Raw genomic sequence first — 19,954 nt, 5'->3', positions numbered from 1 at the left:
TTGATATATAGATATGTGTGTGGTAAAATTAAATGAAATCGATAATCAGTACTAATTGAGAATATGAATGGAGGTCTTTTATGAAAAAAATAAAAAGAATTTTAACAGCATTAATGATGCTATGCTTATCAGTACAGTTGGTTGCTTGTCAAAATAATTCTGGGCAAAAGTCAGAAGAAATTAGAAATAGACAAGGAAGAGCTAATGACGAGATTGTTGTTTCTATGGGTGCAAGAATACCTCACGAATTTGATCCTAAGGATAGATATGGGATGTATAACGAGGCACATATTACTCATAGTACTTTATTAAGAAGAACTGCAGATTTAGAAATCATTGGAGATTTTGCGAAAGAGTATAAGATTTCTGATGATGGCTTGATTTGGACATTTGATTTACATGATGATTTTAAATTTTCAAATGGAGAACCTGTCACTGCCGCGGATGTAAAGTTTTCGTATGAAATGTTAAAAGAAGACGGCAAACATTGGGATTTAGATTTTATCGAAAAAATTGAAGTTCCAGACAAGAATAAGGTTGTGTTCACGTTAAAAGAGCCAAGATCTACTTTTGCAATGTCTCAATTGGTGGAAGTCCCAATCGTTCCTAAAGCTCATTACAATGAAAATTATAAATCAAATCCGATAGGTTCGGGACCGTACAAAGTTGTTGAATATAAACCTGGAGAGCAAGCGATCTTTGAGGTAAATCCATATTGGCATGGTAAAAAACCTTATTTTAAGAAATGGACTTGGGTTTTACTTGACGAGAATACAGCACTTGCAGCCTTGGAATCAGGAGAAGTTGATATTATTTATGCAACTCCTGAATTGGCAGATAAAAAAATTGGTGGTTGCAAATTATTTGACATAGAATCGAATGATGTAAGAGGGCTGTCTATGCCATATGTAAAAAAAGGACTTATTAAAGATTCTCCTGATGGGTATCCAGTGGGGAATGATGTAACAAGTGATCCAATTATAAGGAAAGCATTAAACATTGGAATGAACAGGCAAAAGGTGGTTGACACAGTTTTGAATGGGCATGGGAAACCGGCATATTCTGTAATTGATGGAACTTCATTCTGGAATTCAGAAGCTGTAATTGAAGATAATAAACCTGATGAAGCTAAAAAAATATTAGATGAAAATGGTTGGATTGTTGGAAAAGATGGAATTCGAGAAAAGAATGGTACCAAGGCTGAATTTGAGCTATATTATCCAACGCAGGATCAAATAAGAACAAATGTAGCAATAGAAGCGGCAAATCAAGCAAAAGAACTGGGAATAAATATCAAACTTGTAGGTAGTAATTGGGACGAAATGATAACGAAGTCACACGAAGTCGCTCTATTATATGCTGGAGGAAGACATAATCCAAATCAATTTTTTGAATCACATCATCCTTCGGCAGCTGGTAAAGGATGGACAAATATAACTTTTTATAATAATCCTAAGGTAACGGAATATTTAGAAAAGGCTATGAAATCATCAGACCTTGAAGAAGCAAATAAGTATTGGAAGTTAGCACAATGGGATGGTAGTGTAGGAGCTTCAGTTAAAGGTGATTTAGCAAATGTGTGGCTTGCTAGAATGAATCACACATATATTGGAGATGGAAGAATTAATGTTGGTAAACAAGGATTGCATAGTCATGGACATGATTGGGCATTAATAGCCAATATTGCAGAGTGGACTTGGGAGGAAAAATAAAAATATATATTTGGAATACTTTAAAGAGAGGCGATTCTTTACTTGAATCACCTCTCTTTATGGAAGGAGAACAAACTAATATGAATAATAAGCAAAAATTTGTAATGAAAATAATGAGATTTATCCTTCTTGTATTAGGGGTATCACTACTCTCTTTTTTTCTTCTGAAAAACTCTCCAGTAGATCCAATTATGGCAAGTGTGAATTATGATTCTAGTCTGACTCCTGAGCAATATCAAAAAATAGCAGAGTATTATGGACTTAATAAACCTATTGGAACGCAATATTTGACATGGTTAAAGAATTTTATGTCTGGTGATTTTGGTAATTCTTTGATTTATAGGAAACCAGTTATAGAAATAATTAAAGCAAGGGCGGGAGCATCAGCGGCACTTATGAGTGTGTCTTGGATTTTATCAGGACTATTAGGATTTTGTTTAGGAACAATATCGGCTTTCAAACGAGGAAAGCCATTTGATAGATTTATTAAGTGGTTTTCTTATTTACAAGTAACAGTTCCAACTTTTTGGATTGGATTAATATTTTTATTAGTATTTTCAGTTCAATTAAAATGGTTTCCAATAGGAATATCCACACCTATTGGGAAATTAAGCACAGATGTAACGTTGTTTGATAAAATAAGACATTTGATTCTTCCGTCAATTACGCTTAGTGTGTTAGGAATTGCAAATGTAACTTTGCATACTAGAGAAAAGATGATTGATGTATTAAACAGCGAATATGTTACCTTTGCAAAGTCTAGGGGAGAAAATAATTTTCAGATTTTTAAAAATCATTGTTTGAGAAATGCCTTGATTCCAGCTATTACCATTCATTTTTCATATTTTGGAGAACTATTTGGAGGATCTGTGTTAGCGGAGCAGGTGTTTTCTTATCCAGGTCTTGGGTCAACATTAACTGAGGCGGGATTAAAAGGAGATACACCATTACTTTTGGCAATTGTAGTTATAGGATCGTTTTTTGTATTTGTAGGAAATACACTTGCAGACTTGTTAAACGAACTTTTGAATCCGAACTTGAGGAGGTAGGTATGAAATTAGATGCTAGAATAAAAGTTATATTATCACTCTTCTTTTCTGTAATAATTATAGGGGCTGTTTTACTTTTGAGCATAAGTTTAAGCAATAGCGGATTAGCAACAAATAATAATTTAAAAAACCTGCAACCTTCTGCGACTTTTATTTTTGGAACAGATTCATTAGGAAGAGATATGTTTGTAAGAACTATAAAAGGACTTAGATTTTCATTATATGTGGGAGTAATAGGAGCTGCAATAGGTGTGATAATAGCTGTTGTATTTGGAATTTTATCAGCACTTGGGAGCAAAAAAATTGATAAAATAATTATGTTTATTGTTGATATGTTTATTGGTATGCCACATATGATTTTTATGATTTTGATTTCATTTGCATTGGGTAAAGGATCTACAGGAGTAATTGTTGCGACTGCAATTACACACTGGCCGGCTCTTACGAGAGTTATTAGAAATGAAGTTTACAATATAAAAAATGCAGAATATATAATTTTATCTAAAAATATGGGGAAAAACAGATGGTTTATCGTTAGAAAACATATTTTACCAATAATCTTTCCACAAATATTTATAGGATTTGTATTGCTGTTTCCTCATGTCATCTTGCATGAAGCTTCAATGACTTTCTTGGGATTTGGATTATCAGCTGAAAAACCGTCTATAGGGATTATACTTTCCGAAGCAGCTAAACATATTTCTTTAGGAAATTGGTGGCTAGTAGTTTTACCGGGTTTAGCACTAATTATATTAGTGAAATGTTTTGATAATATTGGAGAGTCATTAAGAATTTTAAATAATCCTAAAACAAGATATTTATAGTGGAGGTTTAGTATGAGTGAAACAATATTAGAAGTGGAAAATTTATCTATTTCATTTGAACAATATGGTCGAGGACTAAAAAAGTTTTTTAGTACTCCTATAGAATCTTTAAATGTTAAGATTAATAAAGGGGAAATACTTGCCATAGTAGGGGCAAGTGGATCAGGTAAAAGTCTTTTAGCTCATGCCATTATGCATATACTACCGCCTAATGCTATAGTAAGTGGGGCATTACACTATCATAATGAGGTATTAAATAAAAAAACAATAAATAAATATCGTGGCAGTAAAATAGCCTTTATACCACAATCTGTAAATTATTTAGATCCAACAATGAAAGTTAAAAATCAGGTAAAAATAGGATTACCTTATAATTCATTGCAACGAAAAGAAGTTCAGGAAAGATTATTTGAAAAATTTGGACTAAAAAAAATGACGGTGAATTATATCCTTATCAATTATCAGGAGGTATGCTAAGAAGAATTTTATTTGCTACTTGTATAAGAGAACAAACTGAACTTATTATTGCAGATGAACCAACTCCGGGAATTCATCAATCAGCTTTAGATACAGTTTTAAAACAATTGAGAGAGTTTGCCGATGATGGAATAGGTGTCATGTTTATAACGCATGATATTATTTCAGCAGTAAAAATTGCAGATTATATAACTGTTTTTAAAGATGGAAAAACAATTGAAACAGCACCAAGTAGTTATTTTTCAGGAGATGGAGAGAGTCTTAGAGAAGAATATTCAAGACGATTATGGTGTTCTTTACCTCAAAACAGTTTTTTGGAGGTGAAATAGATGTCAATTATAGTAAAAGACTTAGGATTTTATTATGAAAAAGGTAGGTGGATATTTCAAAATATAAATTTTGAAGTTGCTTCAGAAGAAATATTGGGGATTTTTGGTTACAGTGGATGTGGGAAAACAAGTTTATCAAAGATATTAGCGGATTTTTACCAACCTATTACAGGGGAAATACTTATTGATGGGAAACAACACAAATACAATGAGTTTAGAGAGATACAACTTATATATCAACATCCTGAAAAAATAATGAATCCTCTATGGAGAATGAAAGATATACTTGAAGAAAGCTACAAACCTGAAAAAGATATTTTGGATGCTTTCGGCATCAAAAATGAATGGTTGGAAAGATACCCTATAGAGTTATCTGGAGGGGAATTACAAAGATTTTCAATTGTTAGAGCCTTGAATCCAAAAACTAAATATATCATTGCTGATGAAATGACAACGATGCTTGATGGAATTACTCAAGCATTCATCTGGAAAAATCTAATAAAAATTTGTAAAGAAAGAAATATAGGATTAATAATAATAAGTCATGAAAAAACACTGATTGAAAAATTATGTGATAAATGTTTGTATATGGAAACAAATGAATTGGTAAATTTAAAGAAGTAAATTGAATATAGAGTGAGTTATTATGAAAGGCTATTTATCCGAAAAAGGTATTTAGCCTTTTTCAATGTAAAAAAATAGAAATGGAGGGAACTACAATGAAAGAATTAGAAAAAGCAATTGAACAACTGGAAAAAGAAAATAATAAAATTGAGAAGGCACAAAATAGAGCCAAGCAACTGAATCAGAAGATAAGCAAACTTAAAAGAAGTGCAGATACACAAAGAAAAGTGAAAAAAGGTGGAGTGTTTGAAGCCTTTGAAAGAGAAATTACAGGAAGGCAAGAAGATACAGATAATGATCTAATTTATGCCTTTTTAGACTATGTATTATCGGATAACAGGAATAGAGAAAAATTAAAAGAGCTTACAGAAATTCATTTGAGGGAACAGGAAATCGACAATACAGAAGTTGAGAAAACAGAAAATCCAAATGATGAAAATGCCGGCTTAGAGTATGCAGAAGCTAAAACTACCGATACCAATATCGAAGATAAGTTTTTAGAAAGCGAAGATTAAAAAAGATAAAAATATAAAATTGGAGTAGTCTCTTTATGAAAATGGAATACGAAAATTGATTATGCAAAGTGTAGAAAAGAGAAACACTTTGCTTTTTTATTGATTTCTAATCAGTAAGAAACAAAGTTTACAGAGGGTTAAGGGGGAGTAGTCCCCTTGAACAAATAAAAATGCTTTAGCGTTTTTATTTCCTTGAGCTGTGCGACAAGCTTTCGGCAGAACGCAAAGCACCGAATGTAGTCGGTGTATCTTTGCGCCCTTTGAAAAAGGGAGCGAAGATACCTACAATCATAAAGATATTAAAAATAACAATTCAATATTAGATAAAGAGTAGCAGATAGAAAGATATTAAGAAAAATCTATCTGCTTTTCTTATGCACAAATATAAGCAATGAAAGGAGTGATGATATTGGAAATAAAAAATCTGCATACCCATGTAGATATAGTCACAAGGTCAAAAGGAGCAAGCGTAATTGCAAAAGCTGCATATAATGCAAGAGATAAATTAAACGATGAACACTATGGAAAAGTTCATGACTATTCTAAAAAAGAAGACCTTGTATTTTCAAAAATATTTCTGCCTGAACATATTCCTAAAAATTTCAAACAGGGAATATTTATGGAATGAAGTAGAAAAAATAAGAGAAAAGACAAAAACTACACAGCTTGCAAGAAATTTACTTTTTACACTTCCAAGAGAATTAAATCAAGAAGATAGGATAAAACTCATCAGTGAATTTATTGAAGAAAATTTTACTTCTAAAAGAATGATAGCAGATTGTAATATCCATAATCCTTTAGCAAGCGATAATGAAGAACAACCTCATGCCCATATCTTACTTACACTTAGAGAAATTGATGAACATGGAAAATGGAAACCCAAATGCAGAAAAGAATATATCCTTGATGAAAACGGAGAAAAGATAAAATTAAAAAGTGGAAACTATAAATCAAGAAAAGTAAATCTAAATGATTGGAATGAACCTGATAAGGCAAAAAAGTGGAGAGAAAACTTTTCTAAAAAGGCAAATGAATATTTAGAGAAAAATCATATAGATAAAAGAATAGATCCACGCACCTTTGAAGAACAAGGAAGAGAAGAACTGCCACAAATACATTTAGGAACAGCAAGCTATCAAATGGAGAAAAAAGGAATAAAAACCGAAAGAGGAAATAGAAACAGACTTATCATAGCCATCAATAAAGAATTTAAAAAATTAAAGGCAGAACTAAAAGAAGCAGAAGAGTTTTTCATCAGCCTATGGGGGAAAGTAAAAAGTGCTATGGGGAAATATTCTATTGAAAAACAGGAAGAATATAATCTATCCCATGACCTTTTTGATGTTTATTCCTATATTGAAACCTATTATAGAATACAAAAGGAACTGTCTAAGAATTTAAGCTACAACAATAGAGAAAGAAAAGAACACTTTGATAGTAATAAACATATGCACGCCTTAGCCTTTATGAGAAATAACAACTTGAAAACCATCTTGGATATACAGTTAAAGAAAGATGAGGTCGCTATAAAGCTAAAAAATAACAAAGATAAAATTTCTGATTGCAATAAAGCCATTAAGAATATTGATACCTTAATGAAACAGGCAAAAATCATAAAAGAAAACAAAATGGTCTATGATAAATACAAAGGAGCTGATAATTCAATCTTCAGTAAAATAGCCGGAGCGAGTAAAGAAGAATACTATCATTCTCATAAAGAGGAAATAGATGAATATAAAAGAGCAAAAGCCATTGTGAAAAAACTTACCGGAAGTGAAACGATTGAAATAAAGAAATGGGAAAAAATTAAATCAGACTTACAAACAGAAATATCCCACCTGAGCTTTTATCAGAAAGATATTAAAAAAGAAGTAGACCAGATTAACCATATTAAATATCTTGTAGGAGAAGTAAACAAAGAATTTGATATAGACATCAATATTGAAATAGAGATAGCCTACCAAAAGGCAATCGTAAGAGGAGAAAAGCCAAGTGTTAAGATGGTGTTAGAAAAATTCCAAAAGCAGATTGAAAAAGAAGATAGACAAAAGGCATGGGCAAAAGAGCATTATAAAAAGAAAGACCATAGCCATAAGGAAACTGAGAGATAGAAAAAAGCATATATTTTTGGTATAATTGTATCAATTAGTCTGTGGTTATTATGATAAAAAAGGTCAACAGGCTGTTGACTTAAAAATATATTGGCGGTGCATTTTGTGGCTGAACAAAATAGAGAAATTGTAGTGATAGATGAAACTACAATGAAAAATAAGATTTACTATATAAGAAATCAAAAGGTCATGCTAGATTTTGAACTTGCTGAAATATATGGGTATACGACTACAAGATTTAACGAACAAGTAAAAAATAATGCTGAAAAATTTGATGAAGACTTTATGTTCCAATTGACTAAGGCAGAGTTTGAAAACTTGATGTCGAAAAAATCGACATCAAGTTGGGGCGGTCGTAGAAAATTGCCTTATGCCTTTACGGAACAAGGAATCTATATGCTTATGACTGTATTAAGGGGAGAACTTGCTGTTAAGCAAAGCAAGGCTTTAATACGAATGTTTAAGCAGATGAAAGACTTTATTATTGAAAACCAAGATTTTATTGGCTCAAAAGAATTAGTACAAATTGCAGTACAGACTAATCAGAACACAAATGATATTATGGAACATTCAAAGGAAATAGCAAAGTTAGGGGATAAGATCAATACTTTAGCAACAAAAGAAGATTTGAAAAAGGTTATGGATAATTTTATAGATCCGGACACATACAAGCACTTTCTGTTGATGAATGGAGATAAAATTGAAGCTGACCTTGCCTATACTAAGATATATAAGTCTGCAAAGAAAAGTATTTATGTTATAGATAACTATATCGGACTGAAAACATTAGAACTTCTTAGGGCTGCAAAAGCTAGTGTAGAAATAATAGTTTTTAGCGATAATGTGAAAAATAAGGATATGCTTACTAAAAATATCCTAAATGATTTTAGAAAAGATTATCCTAATATCAATCTTAAGATGAAAGTTGCAGGGAAAAAATATCACGATAGGTATATTGCCATTGACTATGGAACAGACAATGAAGCCTTTTATCTTTGTGGAGCTTCATCAAAAGACGCAGGAAATAAAATATCAAGTATTACCAAAATAGAAGAAATATCAAAAGATATGTATCACACAATGTTTAGTATAATGCTAAACAATAAAGAATTGAAAATTTAATATGTACGTTTAAAAACATAAAATTTGCACAAGGCGGTAGAAGTAAAAATCTATCGTCTTTTTTATTTGAAGAAAGGCAGGAATAAATGGCAGAAAATAGAAGATATTTTTGGTTAAAACTAAAAGAAGATTTCTTTACAGACAAGAGAATAAAAAAATTAAGGAGAATATCCGGAGGAGATACTTATACAATTATCTATCTCAAACTCTTGCTGTTAAGCTTAAAAGACAAAGGAAAGCTATATTATGATGGAGTGGAAACCGACTTTGTAAAGGAACTTGCACTAACCATTGATGAAACGGAAGATGATGTAATGGTTACAGTAAACTATCTTGTAGCTCAGAACTTAATGGAAGTGGTTGCTGAAAATGATAAATATTTCCTAACGGAAATACCAAACCTTATAGGCTCAGAAACAGCTTCTACAAGGCGTTCAAGAAAGTCTAGAGAATTAAAAATGTTGCAATGCAACACCAATGCAACATACAAGCAACAAAAGTGCAACGGAGAGATAGAGATAGAGAAAGATATAGATATAGATAAAGATATAGATATAGATAAAGAGAGAGGGAGAGATAGAAAAAGATAAAAAGTCCACCCCCATTTTTTACGGAGAATACAAAAATGTAAGACTAAGCAAAGAAGAATATAAAAATCTAAAAGAAAAATTAAACTCACACACAGAAATAATGATAAATAAACTATCAAGATACATGAAAAGCAGTGGAAAGATCTACCAAAACCACTATGCAACAATCTTAAATTGGTATGAAGAAGATAAAGATAAACTAAGACATCAAGGAGGAAATAAAAAAATGAACTATGATGTAGGAGAATCTTTATAGATAAAAGAGGTGGAAAGCCACTATTAAAGACTTTAAGTCTAAAAAGGTATCAAAGTATGCCAGAGATAAAAAAATATAAATATGACACTTAAAAGGCGATTAGAAAATTAAAAATCTAATCGTCTTTTTTTATTGCAACAAAAGGGAGGAATTATATGGAATTAAAAAAGAAAAAACGAAGTGGAAAAATCAACTATGAAATAAAGCGAGTATATGTAGGGAAAAAGCCGATTGAAGAAGTATTTGAAGATATTATCGAGCATGTAGTTGAAAGAAACTTAGAAAAAGATAGAGAAAACAAACAAACGCAAGCGTAAGTAATGATTGATTAAACGGGAGTATTTTAGTGTAATTAAATTATTGAGATAGTCCTGTTTAGGGAAAGGAGATTGAAATTGGGCAGGACTAAAAAATATGTAGCAGGACTTTATTGTAGACTATCAAAAGACGATGGAAACTCAGTTGAGAGTATGAGTATATGGTCACAAAAAGTAATGTTAAAACAATATGCAGAAAGTAACAGTATCGCTATTTATGATTATTATGTAGATGATGGTTATTCGGGTACAAACTTTGAAAGACCATCATTTAAAAAGATGATTACTGATATTGAAAACAGAAAAATAAATTGTGTTATAACAAAAGACTTATCAAGGTTAGGAAGAAACTATCTTCAAAGTGGAGCATATATCGAAATGTACTTTCCACAAAAGAATATAAGATATATTGCAATAACTGATGGTATAGACACATTAAATAGCAATCAAAATGATATTATGCCATTTAAAAACATTCTAAATGAAATGTACGCAAAGGATACTTCCAAGAAAGTTAAAAGTGCAATTCAAAGCAGAATGAGAGAGGGAACATATATAGGATCTAAAGCTCCATTTGGTTATCTAAAAGACCCTAATAATAAACGCAGATTAATCATAGATGAGAAAACTAAACCTATAATAGAACTCATTTATAAATTGTGTTTAGAGGGTAAGGGTACTCAACTTATTAGCCAGGAGTTGATGAATAGAAAAATTCCAAGACCAAGTGCTTTTGTTGAAAATGCTGAAAAGCTTTATGGACTAACAGAAGAAAATAAATATCAATGGTCACATAGAATGGTGTTAAATGTTTTGCGAGATCCAGTCTATTGTGGGAATATGGCAAGAAACAAAAGACCTACTCTATCATTTAAAACTTCCAAAAGGTTATATATTCCAAAGGACGAATATATCCTTGTAAGAGATACCCATGAGGGAATTATCAGTGAGGAAGTATGGAAACAGGTACAGGATATGATTGATAAGAGAAAGTGTAATAATAAAAGCGGTATTACCTATGATAATATCTTCAAAGGTTTAGTGAAATGCCCTACTTGTGGCTATGCACTCACACCAAAGGCAGATTATAGGCTAAATAAAAAAGAAACAATGGATTTTGTTCATTTCTCTTGTTCAAGCTATAAAAAGCATGGAATAAATGCTTGTTCATCACATAGAATAAATGCAAGAGATTTGTACAACATTGTTCTTGAAGATATTGGGTATCATGGAAATATGGCACTATCTGCTAAAGAAGACTTTGTAGAAAAGATAATAGAAAAGATTGAAGTAGAAAAAATTGACGAGGGAAAGGAAATATCTAATAAGCTGGAGATTAAAAAGAACCAGTTAGCAGAATTAGATAGAAGCTACGAACAGTTATATGAAGATAGGTTAGAGGGAAATATAACCGAAAGAAACTTCAATTTGATGAATGTGAGCATATCTAAAAAACAAGACAAGTTAATCGAGGAAATCAAGGTCTTAGAGGGCGATATAGAAGTATCTTTAGAAACTGAAGATAACTACAAAAAATTCATGGATAATATTAGCAAGTACGCTAAGATAAAATCGCTAAACAGATATATTCTAAATCAAGTTATAGATAAAATATATGTCTATGACAAGGAAGAAATAGACGGACAAATCAGTCAAAAGGTTGAAATTCACTACAAGTTTATAGGTAAATTAAATTGACCACTTCGGACTACTCACCAGACTTAGAGCAAAGAGCAGGTAGAATTGTAAGACAGGGAAACGAAAATGAGAAAGTAAATATTTATCGTTATGTTACGGAAAATACATTTGATGCCTACCTTTGGGTGCGACATGAAGTCGCTTAATTTAACTGTTTGGCATAATGACCAAACCAACTATTCCGTTAGTTGAGAAGGTAGCTCTATTGTCCAAACTAAACACAGAACATCACTTAGATATAGAAATCGGAGAAAATGAATTGTCAGAAATTGACTTTTCAAAAGATGCAACTTATTGAGAAATTAAAAAGTTTGTAATAGATAAATATGGCCTAATAGAAAGAAAAAATTACAATATTAGCAAGAAAGAAAATCAAAGAGTGCCAAATTGTCCAGAAGAAAAAGAAAAGGCAATAGAAAATGCTTTAGAGTATTTTGGAATGATTTAAATAATATCTAAAATTGAGAATTTTAAAATTAAGACATTAGAAGATTTAAGATTTAAAATATACGTACTTCTTATACCACCTAAGAAGATTAATTTAAAAGTAGGAGAAGTATGATAGTAAAATGTAAAATTTTAACAACTAAAGAAGAATTGGGTATTATCGCCAAAGAAGTTTTTTATGAAGTTAAAGATGAGGATTGCTATAAGCCTGTAGTGATTAAGGTAGATGAAGGATTAAAGAACTTCTTAGAAGAAATCGAAATGAGGGATGAAATTGACAAACAATTTATAATCCCAGGCAGTTCAATCTTAAACAATCTTTTAGTAGTAAGAGTTGAGGATATAAAAGACAAAGAAGGTTACTATGAATATGAGTTCTTAGTTCAGCTTTTTGCCGAAAAATATCTTGTTAAAGATTTAATGGACCTAAAAGAAAAGGCAAAAAACAAACCAAAGGCTTAACCGAATCAGAAAAAGGGTCTGTAAATAATTTTGTGTATTAACCTAAATCCTGATATAAGGGTAAGGGTTAATACATTTTTTATGTATCAATTCCTATCCATTCCTATAATAATGGAGCTTGTCTTGCTTTTACACAACTTTAATAAACTGTCAATTTTTAATGAAAATTTACAGCAGATTTCATACTCTATTTTTAACTTAGCTAAAACCTCTCCTCAAAAAATATTGATAATTGTGATAAGATTTGATCCCAACTACGTATTTTACTTGTCAACTTGCTTGAAGCATCTACCATTGATAGATACAGGCTTTTTTGTAGAGCATAGTCATTTGGAAAGATGGTTTTGTTTTTAGTTACTTTTCTTAGTTACCTATTGAAATTTTCCATGGCGTTTGTTGTATATATTAGTTTTCTTATTCCTTCTGGGTATTTGAAATATGTAGATAATTCAGCCCAGGTTTTTTCAAGAGCTTACATACATTAGATATTTTTCATCCCATTTTTCTTAAAAGATGCATAGAATTGTTAAAGCTAAATCTTCTGTTGAGGCTTTGGTTACAGCTTATTTAATTTGTTGGTTTAATTTTCTTATTACAAATAAAAATTTATACCTTTTATCTTTTTCTGTTGTGTAAGATTTATATTCAGTTTTACATCTTTTAAGCTTTTTGGTTACTGTAGAATAGTGGTAGCTCATATTTAATTCCGTGTATATTTTTGTATTTATTAAATTTTACACGAAGTTAGAATGAGTTTTTATTTATTACTTGTGCTGCATTTAATTTTACATACTATAGAATATAAAACATTAGTACAAATATATAATCTTTAACATTACCAAAAAGAAATCTTTGAAAGGTAGGATAAAAGAAATTAATGCAATATGGAGATTTGTTTATTGAAGAGCTAAAGATAGCATGTGGGTTTAAAATAAGACAATAGCTTCTTAGAACTGATCTTTTATGAATTTTGTTTATATTAGCCAATCCTAAGAATGATGATTTTATATTAATCCCTCTTTTTTCATAAGAGATAACTCTCTCGAAAGGGCAGATCTATTACAAGCTAAAAATTTTGCCAAATCCTCTCTGGATAATTTATTAGAAAACAAGGAGTCTTTACCATACTTATCTATATATTTATTAATTTTTTCCCTAATCTTAGGCTTAGAATATATATCTAATTTGTAGGTTAAGTATGCAAATTGCTCATTATACAATTTTATAATATTTTCCATGAAAATCGGTCTGCTTGAACAAGCCCTTTTATTTTTTTCAAAGATTTCGTTAACATCAAGTGTCAAAACTTTAGAATCTTTTTTTGCAACCATAAATCTATCAGTTAGGGAGGAAAAATTTAAAGAAAAAGAATCTGAAGCCTCATAAATTCTATCTATAATTTCCTTATCATCATCGATTGTAGATAAATCAATTCTTCCATTTAAAAGTATACCTGCTTTAAAGCCCTTAGAAAAATCATATAGATATTCGCCTTTATTAAAAATTAAAGTTTTATAATCAATACAAGAAAGTATGTGGTGTATAGTACTTTCGTCTAAACCATAAAATAATTTACTTTTGACAATAATTTTTTCCATAAAATCCCCCTCTTTGTTGTTTTTGCAACTGCAATAAAAATCATCTATGATATTATTATAAACGCAGTGATAATTATTATCAAGAAGGAGGGAAAAATGGATAAAAGTAAAATTATTTTTGGACATGATTTTTTAAAGATGCTTGGAAGAACAAGACTCAGACCAGGTGGAGGTCTTATGACCGATTGGTTACTTGATCAGGTACAGATTGATAAAGATATGCAAGTTTTAGAAGTTGCTTGCAATAGAGGAGATAACCTAATAAGAGTTTATACTAAGTATAAATGCAAAATAATAGGCATAGACAATGACCAAATTGTCATAGACCAAGCCTTAGAGAATATAAAGCTTCTAGGCTTAGACAAAGAAATTGAAGTTATAAATATGGATGCCTTAAAGTTGGATTTTGAGGATGAAACATTTGATTTAATAATTAATGAGGCAATGCTTACCATGCTTCCAAATGAAGAAAAAGCAAAGGCTCTTAAAAATTATCACAAGGTTTTAAAAAAAGGTGGCTATTTATTAACTCATGATGTGGCAGTGGAAAATGAAAGTGAAGATATAAGAAGGCAACTTTCAAAATTTACAAACATGGATGTGTATCCTCTAACCGTAGAAAATTGGAATAAATTGCTTATAGAAAACTCTTTTAGACCTTTTTCACAAAGGACCGGTAGGATGATTCTCTTAGACAGGGATACAATCATAAAAGATGAGGGACCAGTTAGGGCTGCAAATTTTTATAAAAGAGCCTATGCAGAAGAAAATAGGGATAGATTTACAAAAATGTTAGAGAGGTCTAAAAGCACAAAAAATTCTTATATAGTTTTAGCAAGTAAAAAGGAGGATTAGATGAAAGCTATTAAAAAAATATCATTAATTTTATGTCTGACAGTGTTTGCCTTAACAGGCATTACTGCTTGTGGCAATACAAAAACTGAACAAAAATCAGAAAGCAAGGAAGTGACTCAAACTGAGAAAAAGGAAGAAAAGACAGAAGAAACTAAGGATGAAAATAAAAAAACAAGGACAATCACAGACCACGCAGGTAATAAGGTAGAAGTTCCAGAGAAAGTTGAAAGAATAGTAATAGATCAGATTCCTATTTTATCTACTTATATGGCTTATCATCATGGAAAGGCTCCATATATAGTAGGATATGCTGGTTCACTTAAGCAAGTAATTTCAAATACAGTATTAAAGGATATAGCTCCAGAACTTCTTGATAGTCAAAATACTGTTCAAGCTCAATCTGACATAAATATTGAGGAAATAATGAAGCTTAAACCAGATGTTATTTTTTATAATGCTTCAAATAAAGAACATTATGAAGCCTTATCTAAAACGGGCATACCATGTGTAGGCTTTGCTACTGTTGGTACAAATGGACCAGCTGACCCAATAGATAGATACACACAATGGTTAAAACTTCTAGAAGATGTATTTGGTGAAAGTGGAAAAACAGATGACTTTATAAAAGCAGGTCAAGAAATTGTAAAAGATGTTGAAGACAGGATAGGAAAAATAGATGATAATAAAAAACCAACCGGCATGATTTTATGGAAATATACTCAAGGTGTACCAATGGTTGCCGGTAAGGGAGTGTTTGGGGATTTTTGGCTAAAGAGAATTGGTGTCAAAAATTTGGCTGATGAAGCAAAAGGTTTTGCTAAAGTTTCTGTAGAACAAATTTATCAATGGAATCCAGATATACTGTATCTTGACGGTCCTGGTCTTCTTGATATTACAACAAAAGATGTATTTGCAAATTCAGTAGAAGGTATAGATTTTTCAAATATGAAAGCAGTTAAGGATAAGAAAGTTTATAACACAAAACTTGGAATGTGGAATTGGTTTACACCAAATCCAGATGGACCACTTGTCCTAGCTTGGCTTGCAAAATCAACCTATCCTGAAGAATTTAAAGACTATGACCTTAAGTCTATGATTAAAGAATATTATCAAAAATGGTATGGATATGAATTAACAGATGAACAAATTGAGGATATGTTTTCTATATGATAAAAAAAATCTTTATTAAAGATAAAAAAATAAAAGCAAACTCATATATAATTCTCATAAGTCTACCCATATTAATCAGCATTTTGGCGCTTGCTATTGGTAGGATGCCACTTAGTCTAGGGCAGATCATTGATTTTTTCAATGCTTATCTAGGAGGAAAAGATTATGATCCTATGCTTAAATCAGTAATAATAAATGTAAGATTACCAAGAATTATTACAGGTTTAGTAGTCGGAGCTGGTCTTTCCACTGCTGGTCTTGCCTTTCAAGGGGTTTTTTCAAACCCCTTGGCAACTCCAGATATTTTAGGTGTTAGTTCAGCTTCAAGCCTAGGAGCTGTAATCGGCATACTTCTATCACTTTCAACACTATCCATCCAAGCCTTAGCTTTAGTATTTGGATTAATTGGAGTTGTATTAACCCTATATATAGGCAAGACTAGGACTAGGTCATCGACAATAATGCTTATCTTAGCAGGTCTGGTAGTTTCTTCCTTAACAAACGCCTTAGCATCCTTATTAAAATATACAGCTGACCCTACAGACAAATTGCCAGCAATTAGCTATTGGCTTATGGGTTCTTTTGCAAGATCATCTTACAAAAACTTGGTGCTTTCAGCTCCCCTAATAATTTTTGGTATAATTTTGATTAGACTTTTGATTTTTAGATTAAATATTATGAGCCTTTCAGAAGACGAAGCAAAGAGTCTTGGTGTAAATGTCAAAAGAACTAGGCTTCTTTTCATATTTGCATCCACTCTTATTACAGCTTCATCCATATCAATGTGTGGTCAAGTTGGTTGGATTGGCTTGATAATTCCCCACATGGCAAGGATGATGGTGGGCGCAAACAACACCCATACCCTCCCCTTTAGTATATCTTTAGGAGCAAGCCTAATGGTATTAATAGAAGCCTTATCAAGGACGGTTTCTGTAATAGAATTACCTATTTCAGTCCTTACAGCAATTATAGGTGCTCCAATTTTTATAAGCCTAATTAGAAAAACAGGGGGTGGTTTCAATTAAATTAGAAGTCAAAGATGCAGGATTTTATTATGATAAAAATCATGTATTATTTAATAATTTATCTTTTTGTTTGGATCAAGGTCAGGTTTTATCTATTTTAGGCCCCAATGGAGTTGGCAAGACTAGCCTTATAAGATGTATATGTGATTTTGAAAAATGGAAACTAGGAAAGAGTTTTATGGATGGAAAAGATATTTCAAATATTAGTAGAAGAGACTTATGGTCTAAGATATCTTATGTTCCTCAAAAAAGGTCATTTTCTTTTGAATATTCTGGAATAGACATGGTGGTTTTAGGTCTTGCAAGTAAACTTGGGCCTTTTGCAAAACCTTGTGTAAAAGAATATGAAAAGGCAGAATATTTAATGGATAGCCTGACTATAGAAGATCTTAAAGACAAGTCATGTTCTGTGATGAGCGGAGGTGAACTTCAAATGGTTCTAATAGCTAGAGCCTTAATTTCAGATCCAAGTTTAATCATATTAGATGAGCCAGAAAGTGGGCTTGATTTTAAAAATCAGCTTAAGATAATTTCATTAATCAAAAAACTATCCAAGGTAGACAAGATTAGTATTATTATAAATACTCATTACCCAGCCCACGCTCTTGAAATAGCAGATAAGTGTTTGATTTTAATGAAAGATGCTAGGTATAAAATTGGCAAAACATCTGATATTATTTGCAAGGAAAATATAAGGGAAGCATTTGGGGTAGAAGTTATACTTGAAAAAATAAAAAAAGATGAAAAATATTATAATACAATTATTCCACTTAGTATAGTAGGAGATTAAAATGAAAAATATTAGTAAGGGAATAATCTTAAAGGCAGAAGGGATGATTCCCATAAGAGAAAACCAAACTATAAGCAAGAAACTTATAGATTTGAAGGATTTTCACATTTTACTTATGAGTCTTGACCAAAACACGGACATTTCCCCTGAATTTTATGCTGAGGAAAGATTATATACTGTTTTAAAAGGTGAGATTAACTTTAATAATGAAAAACTCATAAAAAACGAATTAATACTTTTTGAAAAAAATAAACTATTTGGAATAGAGACAAATAAAAAAAGTATACTTTTAGAAATCGCTATTAACTTAAAGGAGGATCAAATGAAAAATATTGAAAAAGGAAAGAAAATCAAATTAATTAATTACTTAGATTATGTAGAGGGAGCAATAGCAAATATTGATCTTGTATCTAAAGACGAGTTTAAGGTATTTCTAATGGCTTTTGATGCAGGAGAAGGCCTAAAACCACATAAGGCTCCTGGGGATGCTCTTGTCATAGCACTTGAGGGCAAGGCAAAGCTTCTTGTTGGAGATAAAGAAATCGAGATTGAATCTGGAGAACAAATAGTATTTCCGGCAAATGTAACCCATAATGTAACTGCAATTACAAGATTTAAAATGCTATTAATCTTATCTATAGATAAGTAAAAAACTTGAATGATTTTTTATCGTAAATCTAAAACTTAAAATTGGGTCTATTGGGCTGTTGCAAAAGTCCTAGCGTAGAAAAAAAGACAAGGAAACTAAAATCCTCGTCTTTTTTTGAAACAATGTATTTATGAAAATCATTACAAATGCATCATCTTTTAGAAAAAGATTTTTCCTTAAACTGTGCAAGAAATGATGCATAGATTCCTTTATTTTATCAGTTGGTTTTTTATATAACTAATTTAAATACTAAGAGAGAGAAAGAATCCAATAAAAAAATTTTATCAAAGAGTGGACACTAAATACTTTGGAAAAGAAGAGAGTTATTAATAACGGTATTACACCAAAATATTATGTGGAAGGTAGTCATGATGCAATTATTGATAGGGATGTATTATTAAGAGTCTAGGCGGAGATTAGCAGAAGAGCAAATATATTAAACGGTCATAAAAAGAGAGTTTATAGTTCAAAATATGCTTTATCCAGTATAGTTTTTTGTGGCCACTGCGGAGATATATTTCGTAGAATAAAATGGAATAACAGAGGGTGCAAATCAACGGTGCGGAGGTGTGTGAGTAGGGTTTTGAAAAAACGAGTGGAATTGATTGCCCTGCTAAAACAATCAGAGAGGAAGATTTGCAGGCGACAGTGCTTACTGCTGTAAATGATACATTTAATAAAAAAGAAGAAATTATTTCTATATTAATGAAGATTATTCAGGAAGTTATAAATGAGGATTCACAGGAAAGTTTGGAAAAGTTAGATATAAAGATAAAGGATCTACAGGTAAAACTTCTTGAAGCAGGGAAGGAATAAAAAATAATCGATGAAATTGGAGATAAAAGCATTACTCTTAGAAAAGAAAAACACGATATTATGACTAAGGTCGCTAAAAATATAGAACTTCAGGAAAGAATAAATGATATGTTTTCTTTTTTGGAAGAACAGACACAGGTCATTGCAGAGTATTCAGATACGCTGGTTAGAAGACTTATTGAAAAAATAACCGTATTTGATAATAAAGTAGTTGTTGAATTCAAATCCAGAATTCAATCTGAAGTTGAGTTATAGAGGAAATATTTATTAGTCCGTAGGATAAAAACTACGGGCTCTTTGTATTTCTATGATAGAATGTAAATAATGATATTTTCCCTATTACTATAATAACTTTAGATTTATTTCCTTTTACTGTTGACATTCATAATGGCGTCTCAAGGCATATGGAAGCTATAGCGTTGATACAAAAGATGTAAATTTAGAAATTTTGCATTTTAAGCAGTTTTATAAGCATTTTGTATTTTAAAAAGATGAAGAAGGATACGTCAAAAAGACTC

The 19,954-nt window shown here is 31.1% G+C and carries 20 protein-coding genes and 3 pseudogenes; 20 read left to right on the top strand and 3 right to left on the bottom strand.

Features of this window, described 5'->3' with window-relative positions; translation table 11 throughout:
* Window positions 1-80: 80 nt before the first annotated feature.
* From B8869_RS05745 to B8869_RS05685, 13 genes and pseudogenes are all read left to right on the top strand, one after another.
* A complete protein-coding gene (locus B8869_RS05745; RefSeq protein WP_084230711.1) occupies window positions 81-1,712 on the top strand; it encodes an ABC transporter substrate-binding protein in 1,632 nt (543 codons plus the stop codon).
* Window positions 1,697-2,761, top strand: a complete 1,065-nt coding sequence (locus tag B8869_RS05740) for an ABC transporter permease (protein WP_200805956.1) — start codon at window positions 1,697-1,699, stop codon at window positions 2,759-2,761. Before B8869_RS05745 ends, B8869_RS05740 begins: the two co-directional genes overlap by 16 nt.
* A 2-nt stretch (window positions 2,762-2,763) precedes the next feature.
* On the top strand, window positions 2,764-3,585 hold the full coding sequence (locus B8869_RS05735; RefSeq protein WP_084230710.1) for an ABC transporter permease: 822 nt from the start codon (window positions 2,764-2,766) through the stop codon (window positions 3,583-3,585).
* A gap of 12 nt (window positions 3,586-3,597) precedes the next feature.
* Window positions 3,598-4,062 carry an ATP-binding cassette domain-containing protein gene (locus B8869_RS12475; protein WP_200805955.1) on the top strand — a complete coding sequence of 155 codons (465 nt, stop codon included), beginning with the start codon at window positions 3,598-3,600 and terminating at the stop codon, window positions 4,060-4,062.
* Window positions 4,056-4,391, top strand: a complete 336-nt coding sequence (locus B8869_RS12470; RefSeq protein WP_200805954.1) for a hypothetical protein — start codon at window positions 4,056-4,058, stop codon at window positions 4,389-4,391. Before B8869_RS12475 ends, B8869_RS12470 begins: the two co-directional genes overlap by 7 nt.
* Window positions 4,392-5,015, top strand: coding sequence for an ABC transporter ATP-binding protein (locus tag B8869_RS05725; RefSeq protein WP_084230709.1), 624 nt, complete (start codon window positions 4,392-4,394; stop codon window positions 5,013-5,015).
* Between the two features lie 95 nt (window positions 5,016-5,110).
* Window positions 5,111-5,530 carry a hypothetical protein gene (locus B8869_RS05720; protein WP_084230708.1) on the top strand — a complete coding sequence of 140 codons (420 nt, stop codon included), beginning with the start codon at window positions 5,111-5,113 and terminating at the stop codon, window positions 5,528-5,530.
* A gap of 391 nt (window positions 5,531-5,921) precedes the next feature.
* Window positions 5,922-7,641, top strand: a pseudogene (gene mobQ, locus B8869_RS05715) (MobQ family relaxase).
* 105 nt (window positions 7,642-7,746) lie between these two features.
* Window positions 7,747-8,763 (top strand): ORF6N domain-containing protein, encoded by a 1,017-nt coding sequence (locus B8869_RS05710; protein WP_084230707.1) that lies wholly within the window; start codon window positions 7,747-7,749, stop codon window positions 8,761-8,763.
* An 86-nt stretch (window positions 8,764-8,849) separates the two neighbouring features.
* Window positions 8,850-9,609: pseudogene (locus B8869_RS05705) on the top strand (phage replisome organizer N-terminal domain-containing protein).
* A gap of 155 nt (window positions 9,610-9,764) precedes the next feature.
* Window positions 9,765-9,926, top strand: coding sequence for a hypothetical protein (locus B8869_RS05700; protein WP_019213949.1), 162 nt, complete (start codon window positions 9,765-9,767; stop codon window positions 9,924-9,926).
* Between the two features lie 72 nt (window positions 9,927-9,998).
* Window positions 9,999-11,624 carry a recombinase family protein gene (locus B8869_RS05695; RefSeq protein ID WP_234989762.1) on the top strand — a complete coding sequence of 542 codons (1,626 nt, stop codon included), beginning with the start codon at window positions 9,999-10,001 and terminating at the stop codon, window positions 11,622-11,624.
* Between the two features lie 558 nt (window positions 11,625-12,182).
* The gene (locus B8869_RS05685) at window positions 12,183-12,533 is read left to right on the top strand and encodes a hypothetical protein (protein ID WP_084230705.1); all 351 of its coding nucleotides are present in this window, start codon (window positions 12,183-12,185) and stop codon (window positions 12,531-12,533) included.
* A gap of 367 nt (window positions 12,534-12,900) precedes the next feature.
* Here the strand turns inward: B8869_RS05685 and B8869_RS12045 are convergent.
* The 3 genes and pseudogenes from B8869_RS12045 to B8869_RS05675 form a co-directional block, all read right to left on the bottom strand.
* Window positions 12,901-12,957 (bottom strand): annotated as a pseudogene (locus B8869_RS12045) (hypothetical protein); the annotation flags it as partial.
* Between the two features lie 139 nt (window positions 12,958-13,096).
* The gene (locus B8869_RS12220) at window positions 13,097-13,231 is read right to left on the bottom strand and encodes a hypothetical protein (RefSeq protein ID WP_268802059.1); all 135 of its coding nucleotides are present in this window, start codon (window positions 13,229-13,231) and stop codon (window positions 13,097-13,099) included.
* 306 nt (window positions 13,232-13,537) lie between these two features.
* Window positions 13,538-14,131 carry a Crp/Fnr family transcriptional regulator gene (locus B8869_RS05675; RefSeq protein ID WP_084230704.1) on the bottom strand — a complete coding sequence of 198 codons (594 nt, stop codon included), beginning with the start codon at window positions 14,129-14,131 and terminating at the stop codon, window positions 13,538-13,540.
* A 96-nt stretch (window positions 14,132-14,227) separates the two neighbouring features.
* Here B8869_RS05675 and B8869_RS05670 point away from each other — a divergent pair, with 96 nt between their 5' ends.
* From B8869_RS05670 to B8869_RS05640, 7 genes are all read left to right on the top strand, one after another.
* Complete coding sequence (locus B8869_RS05670; protein WP_084230703.1) at window positions 14,228-14,986, top strand: class I SAM-dependent methyltransferase; 759 nt, start codon at window positions 14,228-14,230, stop codon at window positions 14,984-14,986.
* Window positions 14,987-16,156, top strand: coding sequence for an ABC transporter substrate-binding protein (locus B8869_RS05665; protein WP_084230702.1), 1,170 nt, complete (start codon window positions 14,987-14,989; stop codon window positions 16,154-16,156).
* Window positions 16,153-17,181 (top strand): FecCD family ABC transporter permease, encoded by a 1,029-nt coding sequence (locus B8869_RS05660; protein WP_084230701.1) that lies wholly within the window; start codon window positions 16,153-16,155, stop codon window positions 17,179-17,181. The genes B8869_RS05665 and B8869_RS05660 overlap by 4 nt, the downstream gene beginning before the upstream one ends.
* Complete coding sequence (locus tag B8869_RS05655; protein WP_084230700.1) at window positions 17,168-17,971, top strand: ABC transporter ATP-binding protein; 804 nt, start codon at window positions 17,168-17,170, stop codon at window positions 17,969-17,971. Before B8869_RS05660 ends, B8869_RS05655 begins: the two co-directional genes overlap by 14 nt.
* 1 nt (window position 17,972) lies before the next feature.
* A complete protein-coding gene (locus B8869_RS05650; RefSeq protein ID WP_084230699.1) occupies window positions 17,973-18,620 on the top strand; it encodes a cupin domain-containing protein in 648 nt (215 codons plus the stop codon).
* 636 nt (window positions 18,621-19,256) lie between these two features.
* The gene (locus B8869_RS05645) at window positions 19,257-19,436 is read left to right on the top strand and encodes a hypothetical protein (protein ID WP_084230698.1); all 180 of its coding nucleotides are present in this window, start codon (window positions 19,257-19,259) and stop codon (window positions 19,434-19,436) included.
* A gap of 60 nt (window positions 19,437-19,496) precedes the next feature.
* Window positions 19,497-19,691, top strand: coding sequence for a hypothetical protein (locus B8869_RS05640; RefSeq protein WP_084230697.1), 195 nt, complete (start codon window positions 19,497-19,499; stop codon window positions 19,689-19,691).
* Window positions 19,692-19,954: the final 263 nt, after the last annotated feature.

Source organism: Peptoniphilus asaccharolyticus DSM 20463, from assembly GCF_900176115.1.
Lineage (GTDB): Bacteria > Bacillota > Clostridia > Tissierellales > Peptoniphilaceae > Peptoniphilus > Peptoniphilus asaccharolyticus.
This window is presented reverse-complemented; position numbering and strand designations above follow the sequence as displayed.

Bases quoted from the DNA above. Each gene is read 5' to 3' on its own strand.
- B8869_RS05745 (WP_084230711.1), top strand. From the start codon at position 81: ATGAAAAAAATAAAAAGAATTTTAACAGCATTAATGATGCTATGCTTA.
- B8869_RS05735 (WP_084230710.1), top strand. From the start codon at position 2,764: ATGAAATTAGATGCTAGAATAAAAGTTATATTATCACTCTTCTTTTCT.
- B8869_RS12475 (WP_200805955.1), top strand. From the start codon at position 3,598: ATGAGTGAAACAATATTAGAAGTGGAAAATTTATCTATTTCATTTGAA.
- B8869_RS12470 (WP_200805954.1), top strand. From the start codon at position 4,056: ATGCTAAGAAGAATTTTATTTGCTACTTGTATAAGAGAACAAACTGAA.
- B8869_RS05725 (WP_084230709.1), top strand. From the start codon at position 4,392: ATGTCAATTATAGTAAAAGACTTAGGATTTTATTATGAAAAAGGTAGG.
- B8869_RS05720 (WP_084230708.1), top strand. From the start codon at position 5,111: ATGAAAGAATTAGAAAAAGCAATTGAACAACTGGAAAAAGAAAATAAT.
- B8869_RS05700 (WP_019213949.1), top strand. From the start codon at position 9,765: ATGGAATTAAAAAAGAAAAAACGAAGTGGAAAAATCAACTATGAAATA.
- B8869_RS05685 (WP_084230705.1), top strand. From the start codon at position 12,183: ATGATAGTAAAATGTAAAATTTTAACAACTAAAGAAGAATTGGGTATT.
- B8869_RS12220 (WP_268802059.1), bottom strand. From the start codon at position 13,231: ATGAGCTACCACTATTCTACAGTAACCAAAAAGCTTAAAAGATGTAAA.
- B8869_RS05675 (WP_084230704.1), bottom strand. From the start codon at position 14,131: ATGGAAAAAATTATTGTCAAAAGTAAATTATTTTATGGTTTAGACGAA.
- B8869_RS05670 (WP_084230703.1), top strand. From the start codon at position 14,228: ATGGATAAAAGTAAAATTATTTTTGGACATGATTTTTTAAAGATGCTT.
- B8869_RS05665 (WP_084230702.1), top strand. From the start codon at position 14,987: ATGAAAGCTATTAAAAAAATATCATTAATTTTATGTCTGACAGTGTTT.
- B8869_RS05660 (WP_084230701.1), top strand. From the start codon at position 16,153: ATGATAAAAAAAATCTTTATTAAAGATAAAAAAATAAAAGCAAACTCA.
- B8869_RS05650 (WP_084230699.1), top strand. From the start codon at position 17,973: ATGAAAAATATTAGTAAGGGAATAATCTTAAAGGCAGAAGGGATGATT.
- B8869_RS05640 (WP_084230697.1), top strand. From the start codon at position 19,497: ATGACTAAGGTCGCTAAAAATATAGAACTTCAGGAAAGAATAAATGAT.